Origin of the sequence: Micromonospora sp. NPDC047670, from assembly GCF_043204915.1 — a bacterium.
Taxonomy (GTDB): Bacteria; Actinomycetota; Actinomycetes; order Mycobacteriales; family Micromonosporaceae; genus Micromonospora.
This window is the reverse complement of record NZ_JBIDDA010000003.1, coordinates 148,125-158,445: the sequence shown is the minus strand read 5'-3', so window position 1 is coordinate 158,445 and position 10,321 is coordinate 148,125. Positions and strand designations below refer to the sequence as shown.

At 73.9% G+C, this 10,321-nt stretch carries 8 protein-coding genes and 1 pseudogene; 2 read left to right on the top strand and 7 right to left on the bottom strand.

Features of this window, described 5'->3' with window-relative positions:
* Window positions 1-53: 53 nt before the first annotated feature.
* Window positions 54-323 (bottom strand): tyrosine-type recombinase/integrase, encoded by a 270-nt coding sequence (locus ACGF7U_RS08750; protein WP_393104488.1) that lies wholly within the window; start codon window positions 321-323, stop codon window positions 54-56.
* Window positions 324-563: 240 nt separating this feature from the next.
* On the opposite strand from ACGF7U_RS08750, the pseudogene ACGF7U_RS08745 reads away from it, so the two are divergent.
* A pseudogene (locus ACGF7U_RS08745) lies at window positions 564-653 on the top strand (DNA mismatch repair protein MutT); the annotation flags it as partial.
* 80 nt (window positions 654-733) lie between these two features.
* Here ACGF7U_RS08745 and ACGF7U_RS08740 read toward each other — a convergent pair.
* Window positions 734-1,711 (bottom strand): Acg family FMN-binding oxidoreductase, encoded by a 978-nt coding sequence (locus ACGF7U_RS08740; protein WP_393104486.1) that lies wholly within the window; start codon window positions 1,709-1,711, stop codon window positions 734-736.
* Window positions 1,712-1,973: 262 nt separating this feature from the next.
* Here ACGF7U_RS08740 and ACGF7U_RS08735 point away from each other — a divergent pair, with 262 nt between their 5' ends.
* On the top strand, window positions 1,974-2,612 hold the full coding sequence (locus ACGF7U_RS08735; protein WP_091096280.1) for a response regulator transcription factor: 639 nt from the start codon (window positions 1,974-1,976) through the stop codon (window positions 2,610-2,612).
* Between the two features lie 154 nt (window positions 2,613-2,766).
* Here ACGF7U_RS08735 and ACGF7U_RS08730 read toward each other — a convergent pair whose 3' ends face one another.
* The 5 genes from ACGF7U_RS08730 to ACGF7U_RS08710 all read right to left on the bottom strand — a co-directional run bounded on the left by ACGF7U_RS08730 (window position 2,767) and on the right by ACGF7U_RS08710 (window position 10,020).
* On the bottom strand, window positions 2,767-4,500 hold the full coding sequence (locus ACGF7U_RS08730; RefSeq protein ID WP_393104484.1) for a GAF domain-containing sensor histidine kinase: 1,734 nt from the start codon (window positions 4,498-4,500) through the stop codon (window positions 2,767-2,769).
* Between the two features lie 43 nt (window positions 4,501-4,543).
* A complete protein-coding gene (locus tag ACGF7U_RS08725) occupies window positions 4,544-5,551 on the bottom strand; it encodes an Acg family FMN-binding oxidoreductase (protein WP_393104482.1) in 1,008 nt (335 codons plus the stop codon).
* A gap of 242 nt (window positions 5,552-5,793) precedes the next feature.
* Window positions 5,794-6,666, bottom strand: a complete 873-nt coding sequence (locus tag ACGF7U_RS08720; protein WP_393104480.1) for a universal stress protein — start codon at window positions 6,664-6,666, stop codon at window positions 5,794-5,796.
* Complete coding sequence (locus ACGF7U_RS08715; RefSeq protein WP_393104478.1) at window positions 6,663-9,065, bottom strand: phosphoketolase; 2,403 nt, start codon at window positions 9,063-9,065, stop codon at window positions 6,663-6,665. The genes ACGF7U_RS08720 and ACGF7U_RS08715 overlap by 4 nt, the downstream gene beginning before the upstream one ends.
* Before the next feature lie 127 nt (window positions 9,066-9,192).
* Window positions 9,193-10,020, bottom strand: coding sequence for a universal stress protein (locus tag ACGF7U_RS08710; protein WP_393104476.1), 828 nt, complete (start codon window positions 10,018-10,020; stop codon window positions 9,193-9,195).
* Window positions 10,021-10,321: the final 301 nt, after the last annotated feature.

The following is a 10,321-nucleotide window of genomic DNA, read 5'->3' as shown; positions in this document are numbered from 1 at the left end:
GAGGTGGCGGTTCGTCGCCGTCGCCGTTGGCCGTTTCGGTGATTGTGGGGCCGTTAAATGCGGTGCTGAGTATGTCGATGGCGTCTCGCTGAAGGCGGAGCCTTACGTGGACGTAGAGCGTGGCGGTGACGCCAGTGTGGGCGTGGCCGAAAGGTTCCTTTGATCACGACGAGTTCGACGCCCTGTTCCAGAAGCGTGGTGGCAGTCGAGTGCCGGAGGTCGTGGAAGCGGATGCGGCGGAGGCCGGCTTTGCGAAGGAGCGTCCTGAAGGCGCGGGTGAGGTTGGTCGGGTCGATTGCTCCGCCCTGCGCAGTGGTGAACACGTGCCCGTTGTGCTGCCACGCCGGGCCTATGGGCCTTGCGCTCGCGCTGCTGCTGTTCGCGGTGGTGCTTCAGGAGGTTGACGCAGCGGGTGGGGATGGCGATGCGGCGTTCGGAGGCCCGGGTCGTGACGGGCAGCGTGGTGAGCCCGCCTTGCGCTGGTCCGCTGGAGTTTGCGGCGGATGGCGGCGGTGCCGGCGTCGAGGTCAGGTCTTCCCAGCGGAGGTCGAGGAGTTGCCCTTTCGGAGTTTGACCACATCCCCATCCACGACACCGTCCGCCTCCGCCTCCACCACAACGCCGAGCACCGCGACATCCCATACCTCGGATAGCGCTATTCCATCGATGCCTCGGCCGCCGGCGGGTGCGGACGTCTCTGCAGAGTTCCTCTGGATGGACTCCCCTTTCTCCCTCATTTGGTATGCGCAACTGGCAACCCAAGCACCTCGTCCACCTCCCGGCGCGGGGTCGGCCAGCCCGGCTGGCCGTACCCGATGCGCATCACCATCTGCGGGGTGCCGAACCGTCCCAGCGACAGCCGCAACTGCTCCCGCGCGCTGGGTACCTCGATCGGCTGGGACAGCATCGACACCGCCAGCCCCGAATCAGTGGCGGCGAGCAGCACCCGCTGCAACGCCTGCCCGGCGACGACCTGGTCGACGGCCGTGTTGCCGGGCGAGCCGAGCACCGCCACCAGCGGCTCCGGCTCGAAGTCCCGCCCCGGCGCCCGGTCCCGGCCGCCGAAGCCCCGGGAGGGCAGCAGGTCCTGCGGCTCGCCCTGCGGCCCGCCGGAGGAGGCCGGCACCCCGTCCGGGGCGGCGGCTGAGCGCACCCACTCCTCGCGTTCGGCCACATACGCCGGATCGCGTTCGAGGACCCGGTGGGCGCTGCGGGCGATCTCGGCGAACGCGTTCACCGCGCTCACCCCGATCAGCAGTTCCAGCCAGCATCCCTCGGCGCGGGCCGCCTCGCCGAGGCGCCAGCGGGCGTCGGCGGGCACCGGGTCCGGCCAGAACGGCGCCCGGTTGCTGAACCGGCGGGGGATCGCCGCGTGCAGGGCCTGCTCGGCGGGGGTGGGGCGGCGCGGCACGTCGGGGACCAGCCGGGCCACCACGTCCGGCTCGGCCGGGTAGGGGCGCAGCCGCACCTTCGCCGGGGTGCCGGCCGCGGCCAGGGAGAGCCGCAGGTTGAACAGCGCCGCGCCGCAGGCGATGCGGACGCCCCAGCCGTTGGGGTCGGTGGCCGGCAGGCGCCGGGCCGGGTCGACCAGTACCTCGATGCCGCCGTCGCGCAGCCGGAACCGCCACGGCTGGGTGTTGTGCAGCGACGGTGCCCGTACGGCGTCGGTCGCGGCGGCCCTCAGTTGCTCGACGGTGAAGCCGGTGTCCATGGTGGTGCTCCTTCCGTGGCAGTTCGTGCCGCCCCCGTCTGGTACACCTCCACGGTGCGTCAGCGGGCCGGGGCGCGGGCAGGGCCGGACGTCCCGTCCCGCCGGGCCCGACCGGCCCCGTCCCAGGTCAGGGACCTTCGGCCCGGCGAGTGGCCCGCCTGTCCGCGCCCGGACGAGCCGACGCCGGCCGGCGAGCGGGGCGACGGCGGTTCGGGACCTTCGGCCCGTGCGGGATCCGGGCGGGAGGGGGTAGAAACGAGGGATGATCCGCGTGTTCCTGCTCGACGACCACGAGGTCGTCCGCCGTGGCCTGGCCGACCTGCTGCAGAGCAGCGGTGACATCGAGGTGGTCGGGGAGTCCGGCCTGGCCCAGGAGGCGGCGCGCCGCATTCCCGCCCTGCGGCCGGACGTGGCGATCCTCGACGCGCGGCTGCCCGACGGCAACGGCATCGACGTGTGCCGGGACGTCCGGGCCGTGGACTCGTCGATCAAGGGCCTGATCCTCACCTCGTACGAGGACGACGAGGCGCTCTTCGCGGCGATCATGGCCGGCGCGGCCGGCTACGTGCTCAAGCAGATCCGGGGCACCGACCTGGTCGACGCGGTGCGCCGGGTGGCGGCCGGCCAGTCACTGCTCGACCCGGCGATCACCACCCGCGTGCTGGAGCGCATCCGCAGCGGCGTCGAGCAGCCCCGCGAGCTGAAGTCGCTCACCGAGCAGGAGCGGCGGATCCTGGAGTACGTGGCCGAGGGCCTGACCAACCGGGAGATCGCCGGCAAGATGTTCCTGGCCGAGAAGACGGTGAAGAACTACGTCTCCAGCGTGCTGGCCAAGCTCGGCCTGGAGCGCCGCACCCAGGCGGCAGTCCTGGCCACCCGCCTCCTCGGCAAGACCCACTGACCCACCGCACTCACTTCCGCGCCGCCCCACCCGCTTCCTCCTGCGGCGATCTTGCAGTTTCTGCCCTCGAAATGAGGCACTTGTCCCTTATGTCAGGGCAGAAACTGCAAGATCGCGAGCCAGAAAGGCGGGGGAGGGGAGCGGGGAGCGCGGGTCAGTCGCCGAGGGGGACGGACCAGCGCAGCTCGGTGCCGCGGGGGTCGGCCCGGCGCACCTCGAACTCGCCGCCGTGGCGTTCGGCGCGCTCGCGCAGGTTGACCAGCCCACCGCGGGCGGCGGCCGGGTCGCAGCCCACCCCGTCGTCGGTGACGGTCAGCGTCACCCGGCCGGCCTCGACGCGCACCGCCACCGCCACGCGGTCGGCGTGGGCGTGCCGTACGGCGTTGGAAAGCGCTTCCCGCAGCACGGCGGTGAGGTCGGGGCGGACCGCGTCGGAGACGGCGCTGTCGATCGGGCCGACCAGCTCGAGGCCGGGCCGGTAGCCGAGCGACTCGGCGGCCACCTCGATCGTCTCGCGGAGCTCGGTGCGCAGTGCCGCGCTCATCGGGGTGCGCAGCTCGAAGATGGTGCGGCGGATGTCCTTGATGGTGGCGTCGAGGTCGTCGACCGCCGCGTTGATCCGCTTGGCGACCTCCGGCTTCGTCGCCATCGGCGCGGCGCTCTGCAACTGCAGGCCGGTGGCGAAGAGCCGCTGGATGACCACGTCGTGCAGGTCCCGGGCGATGCGCTCGCGGTCCTCCAGGACCACCAGCAGCTCCCGCTCCTCCTGCCCGCGGGCCCGCTCCATGGCCAGTGCCGCCTGGCCGGCGAAGCTGCCCAGCAGGGCCATGTCGTCGTCGCTGGCCGCGGGCGCCCGGTCGGGGCGGTGCGCGATCACCAGCACGCCGTGCAGGGTGTCGGCGGTGGCCAGCGGAGAGATCACCGCCGGCCCGGTGCTCAGCAGCGCCGGCCAGGGCGCGGCGTGGGCCAGGTCGTCCACCTGGTCGTGCCGGCCCTCGACGACGGCGGCGGCGAAGCTCGTCTCGGCGGCGGGCAGCATCGTGCCGATCAGCGCGCCGGCCTGCTCGTCGGCGCCGTCCACCACCTCGACGGTGAACTCCTCGGCGTCCGGGTCGTAGAGCAGGACCAGCGCGGCCTCCGCCTCGGCGACCTCGCGGGCGCGCCGCGCCACCAGCGCCAGCGCGTCGGTGCGGCGTACCTCGCCCAGCAGCACGCCGGTGATCTCGGCGGTGGCGGCGAGCCAGCGTTCCCGCCGGTGGGCCAGCGCGTAGAGGCGGGCGTTCTCGATGGCCACGCCGGCCGCCGCGGCGAGCGCGACCACGATCTCCTCGTCGTCCTCGGTGAACTCCGCGCCGCCCTGCTTCTCGGCCAGGTAGAGGTTGCCGAAGACCTGGTCGCGGATGCGCACGGGCACGCCGAGGAAGCTGTGCATCGGCGGGTGGTGGGCCGGGAACCCGTAGGACTTCGGGTGCTGGGTGATGTCGGGCATCCGCAGTGGGCGCGGATCGTCGATGAGCAGGCCGAGCACGCCCCGACCGTGGGGCAGGTCGCCGATCTTCGCGTGCAGCTCCGCGTCGATGCCGTGGGTGATGAAGTCGTGCAGCATCCGGTCGTGGCCGATCACGCCGAGCGCGCCGTAGCGGGCGCCGGCCAGCTCGCAGGCCGCCGCCACGATCCGCTGCAGGGTGCTGCGCAGATCCAGGTCGGTGCCGATGCCGACCACCGCGTCGAGCAGGGCCCGCAGCCGCTCCCGGCTGGTCACCACCTCGCCGACCCGGTCCAGCATCTCCTGGAGCAGCTCGTCGAGCCGTACCCGGGACAGCGGGCTCAGGCCCAGCGAGGGAGTCGCATGGTTCTCCTGCCGGGGGTTCGGTGCGCTGGCGGCCATCGGGCGATGCTATCGCCCGACGGCCGCGGGTGACCGACCCGCGCTACGCGTTCCCGCGTACCGCCGAGGTGTCCACCACCTGCTGCACGGCGAGCCGCGGGGTGTGCGGCGGGCCGGCGTGCGCCGGGTCCGCGATCCCCAACCGCAGGACGAGGTACGGGTAGCCGAGGCCGGCCAGCAGTCCCCGCAGCGTCTGCCGGGTGCCCGCCACCTCCACCACGCCGCTCAGCGGCACCACCGAGATGCCGAGCCGGGTGGCGGTCAGCCAGGCCGCCGAGAGCGCCTCGCCGGCGCGCAGCCAGCTGTCCGGCTCGTCCTCGTCGCCGTAGAGCAGCCCGTACACGGCCGCCCGGTCGTGCCCCGGCCCGACCGGCAGCGTGCCGGGGCGGCCGAAGTCGCGGGCCGGCACGGTCGTCTGCGGCGCCTCCTCGGGCAGCACCTCCGGGGGCAGGCCGGTGCCCGTGCCGCCGCGGCTGGTCCAGTACTCCAGTTCCTCGCGCAGCTGCGGGTCCTCCGCCTCGACCGACGCGGCGTGACTGGCGACGGCGGCCAGCTCCATCACGTTGTCGCGGTCGAGGAACTGGAGCTGGCACCCCTCGGCGGCGACCACCGAGGCGATCTGCCCGAGGTCGGCGGTCGGCACCGGCTCGTCGCTGACCGGCCGCCGGTCGGTGTGCCGCACCTGCATGCACTGCACCAGGCGCATCGCCGCCGGGTCGGCCTCCGCGCGGGCCAGCCCGGTCAGCCGGGCCAGCAGGTCCTCCTCGTCGGGGTCGGGCATCCGCTCCACCACGGCCGTCCAGCCCTCCGCGGCCAGCGCCACCCGCGCGTGGTGCAGCGCGGCCCCGCAGCTGTACGCCACCAGCCGGCCCTCCGGGTCCGTCGCCGTGAGCTGAGGGTCGCGGACCACCCGCAGCTCCAGCGCGTCCGGCAGCACCCGCCAGCGCCACGGTTGGCTGTTGTGCACCGACGGGGCGTGCCCGGCCGTCGCGGCGGCCTCCGCGAGCGCGGTGGTCAGCGGGCGGCCCGTAGCCGGCGTCTCGTGGCTCATCGTCACGACCTTTCCGTTTCTCCCCATCGTGCCCCAGCCCGGCGGTGCCCCGGGCGGGGTTGCCGCTCCATCCTGCGCCACGCCCGCCGGCCGCGCAGGGGACGCAGGTCCCGACGCGACCCGGGCACTTCGCCCCCTGACGGTTCGCCCGAGCCGGCCGGCGGTTCGCCCGATCCGGCCGGGGATGGGCGTGGGGAGGGCACCTCGCACATCAGGACCGGATGACGAGGCGCCCCTCCCGCTCAGCGTTCCCGGACCACCGCCACCGGGCAGTGGGCGTGCTGGATGAGCTGCTGGCTGACCGAGCCGAGCAGCATTCCCGTCAGGCCGCCCCGACCCCGGCTGCCGACCACGACCAGGGACGCGTTGCCGCTGGCGTCGACGAGCAGGGACGCCGGGCTGCCCGCCGCCACCTCCACGGTGACCGCCACGTCGGGGAACGTCGCGCCCCAACGGGCGAGCGGCTCGTCCAGCTCGGCCCGGTCGGCGGCCGTCGCCTCGCGCGCCTCGGGACCCGACGGCGGGCGCTGGCCGACCCCCGGCTGCCAGGCCCGCACCACGTGCAGCGGCACCCGCCGGGCCGCGGCCTGCTCGAAGGCGAAGCCGAGCGCCAGCAGCGAACACTCGGACCCGTCCACGCCGACCGCGACGTGCCCGGCCCGTCCGCCGGCGGCGGCCTCGCGGCGGACCACCACGACCGGGCAGTGCGCGTGAGCGGTCACCGCGACCGCGGTCGAGCCGACGAGCAGGCCGCCGAAGCCGCCGTGCCCGCGGGTGCCCAGCACCAGCAGGCCGGCCTGCGCCGAGCGTTCCTGGAGCACCAGCGCGGGCGGCCCGTCGAACACCTCACCGGTGACGGTCAGCTCCGGGTGCGCGGCGGACGCGTCGGCCGCCGCCGTACGCACCAGGTCCTCGACCTGCCGGCGGGCCGTGTCGTCCGGCCAGATGCCCGGGGCGACACCCGGACCGACCCAGCCGGCCACGGTGAGCCACTCGAAGACGTACGCCAGCCGGACCGGGCGTCCGCTGCGGCCGGCCTCCTCCAGCGCCCACTCCAGCGCGACCGAGGCGTCCGTGGAGCCGTCGTAGCCGACCAGGATCTCGTCGCCGCTCATGCCTCACCCCTCAGGGCCGGTTCCGTCTCGCGAACCCAGCGCCACTCCGCGACCCGGGGGTCGTCCTCGCCGTGCTCGCGGGTGTAGTCGCGGCAGGACTGGCGCGCGTCGACCATCTCCTGGCGCAGGTGGGCGGCCCGGGCGGCCAACCCCGGCACCCGGTCGATCACGTCGATGACCAGGTGGAAGCGGTCCAGGTCGTTGAGCATCACCATGTCGAACGGCGTGGTGGTGGTGCCCTCCTCCTTGTAGCCGCGCACGTGCAGGTTGTCGTGGTTGGTCCGGCGGTAGGTGAGCCGGTGGATCAACCACGGATAGCCGTGGTACGCGAAGATGACCTGCTTGTCCCGGGTGAAGATCGTGTCGAACTCCTTGTCCGACAGGCCGTGCGGGTGCTCCGTCGGCGGCTGCAGGCGCATCAGGTCGACCACGTTGACCACCCGCACCTTCAGGTCCGGCAGGTGCTTGTGCAGCAGGTCCGCCGCGGCCAGCGTCTCCAGCGTCGGCACGTCGCCCGCGCAGGCGAGCACCACGTCGGGCTCGCTGCCGGCGTCCGTGCTGGCCCAGTCCCAGATCCCGATGCCGCGCCGGCAGTGCTGGACCGCCTCGTCCATCGACAACCAGTTCGGGGCCGGCTGCTTGCCGGCCACCACCACGTTGATGTAGTGCCGGCTGCGCAGGCAGTGGTCCATCGTGGAGAGCAGGGTGTTCGCGTCCGGCGGCAGGTAGACCCGCACGACCTCGGCCTTCTTGTTCATCACGTGGTCGATGAAGCCCGGGTCCTGGTGGGAGAAGCCGTTGTGGTCCTGCCGCCACACGTGGCTGGAGAGCAGGTAGTTCAGCGAGGCCACCGGCTTGCGCCACGGGATGCCCCGCGTCACCTTCAGCCACTTGGCGTGCTGGTTGAGCATCGAGTCGACGATGTGGATGAACGCCTCGTAGCTGGTGAAGATGCCGTGCCGGCCGGTGAGCAGGTAGCCCTCCAGCCAGCCCTGGCAGAGATGCTCGGAGAGGACCTCCATCACCCGCCCGTCGGGGGAGAGGTGTTCGTCGCCGGGCAGGGTGCCGGCCATCCAGGCCCGGTCGGTGACCTCGAAGGCCGCGCCGAGCCGGTTCGAGGCGACCTCGTCCGGGCCGAAGAGGCGGAACGTCTGCGGGTTGGCGGTGATCACGTCGCGTACCCACGGGCCGAGCGCGCCGGTCGCCCCGGCCACGGTCTCGCCGGGCCGCTGCACGTCGACGGCGTAGTCGCGGAAGTCCGGCAGCGCCAGGTCACGCAGCACCAGCCCGCCGTTGGTGACCGGGTTGGCGCTCATCCGCCGCTCGCCCTTCGGCGGCAGCTCGGCCAGCTCGGCGACCGGCGCGCCGGTGGCGTCGAAGAGCTCCTCCGGTCGGTAGCTGCGCAGCCAGCGCTCCAGCTCGGCCAGGTGCTCCGGGTTCTTGCGCACCTCGGACAGGGGCACCTGGTGCGATCGGTAGGTGCCCTCCACCTGCTTGCCGTCGACGTCGCGGGGCCCGGTCCAGCCCTTCGGCGTACGCAGGACGATCATCGGCCAGCGGGGCCGCTCGACGGCGCCACCGGAGCGGGCCCGTCGCTGGACGGCGGCGATCTCGTCCAGCGCCCGGTCCAGCGTGGCGGCGAGCGTCTGGTGCACGACGGCGGGGTCGTCGCCCTCCACCACGTACGGCTGGTAGCCGAAGCCGCGCATCATGTCGAGCAGGTCGTCGGCGGGGATCCGGTCCAGCACCGTCGGATTGGCGATCTTGTAACCGTTGAGGTGCAGGATGGGCAGCACCGCGCCGTCGCGGGCCGGGTTGAGGAACACGTTGGACAGCCAGCTTCCGGCGAGCGGGCCGGTCTCCGCCTCCCCGTCGCCGATGACGCAGGCGACCAGCAGGTCGGGGTTGTCGAACGCCGCGCCGTAGGCGTGGCTCAGCGCGTACCCCAGCTCGCCGCCCTCGTGGATCGAACCGGGCACCTCCGCCGCCACGTGGCTCGGGATACCGCCCGGGAAGGAGAACTGGCGGAACAGCCGGGCCATGCCGGCCTCGTCGCGGTCGACGTGGTGGTACAGCTCGCTCCAGGTGCCCTCCAGCCAGGTGTTCGCGACGATCGCGGGACCGCCGTGGCCGGGGCCGGTGACGAACATGGCGCGCAGGTCACGGGCGACGATCACCCGGTTGAGATGGGCGTAGAGCAGGTTCAGGCCGGGGCTGGTGCCCCAGTGGCCGAGCAGTCGCGGTTTGACGTGCTCGGGTGCCAGCGGCTCGCGGAGCAGCGGATTGTCCAGCAGGTAGATCTGCCCGACAGTCAGGTAGTTCGCCGCCCGCCAGTAGGCGTCCAGCCGGCGCAGCTCGTCTTCGGTCAGGGGGCTGTGCAGGTCGAGAGCGGTGTCCATGCTGCATGAGCCTCTCGCGGGTAGGGGAATCCTGCATCCTCGGAGCGTTGATCCGTCCGGGCCGATCTCAGCTTTCCCGGTCGGCGCCGCTGTCGGTCAGGGCCGTTGGTCCTGCGCCGGGCGGGCGTTACGCCCCGTCCCCCGGCACCCCCGTCAGCCCGCGCACCACGATCACCGGCGCGGGGGAGTGGTAGAGCAGCGCCTGGCTCACCGCGCCGAGCATGCCGCGCCACGGCTCGTCGCCCCGGGCGGCGACGAGCGCCACCTGCGCCGAGCGGGACTGCTCCACCAGGACGGTGCCGGGGTCGCCGCGGATCGTGTGGCACTCCGCCGCGACCGACGGGAACCGGCCCGCGCACCGCGCCACCAGGCCGACGAGCACGTCGGGATCCTCGGTGGCCTCCTCCGGCTCGACGACCCGCACCGCGAGCAGCCGCGCCTCGCGCCGGGCGGCGCACTCGAACGCCCATTCCAGCGCACCCCGGGAGCTGGCGGAGCCGTCCACCCCCACCAGCACCGGGCCCTGCGGCGGCGGGTCCCGACGCGCCACCAGCACCGGGCAGCCGGCCCGGGCGGCGAGCTGCACCGCCGCCGCGTCGGCCGGCACGCAGTCGCCGCAGGTCGCCATGCCGGCGTCCCCGATGGCGAGCAGGAACGCCGACTCCGACCTGCGGACCAGGGTGGAGACGGGGGCGCCCTCGATGATCTCCCCGCTGATCGGCAGGGCGGGCTCGATCTCCCTGGCGATCTCGGTGGCCCGGGAGATCAGTTCCTCGGCCTCGGCGCGCGGGCCGGCGATCGACGGGGCCTTGAGCGCCGCCGTCCAGTTGAACGCGTGCAGCAGGCAGAGCGGACGGCCGTGTTCGGCGGCCTCCTGCGCGGCCAGCCTGACCACTGGCAGGTTGCGCTCCGAGCCGAGCCCGACCAGCACCGCCGCGTCGGTGGCTGCGGCCATCCGACATCACCTCCGCAGGCGTCGCGCCCGGCCCTCCTGTCGAGGCTAGTCCCGCGGGTACGGCGGTGGGGCGGGATCGGCGCACGGCGGCGGTCTGTGGCTGGGGTGGGGCTGAGGTCGCCGTTGCCCTTGCGGTGCGGTGGGGGGTGTTCATCTGGCTTTGCGCTGCGGTGGGCTGGTCGGGGTTGGCTTGCGGTGCGTGGGGGTGGGGGTGTGGGGCGCCGCGGGCCCGGGCGGGGGGGGGGGGGGGGGGTCCCGGGGGGGGGCCGGGGGGGCCCCCCCCCCGGGGGGGGGGGGGCGG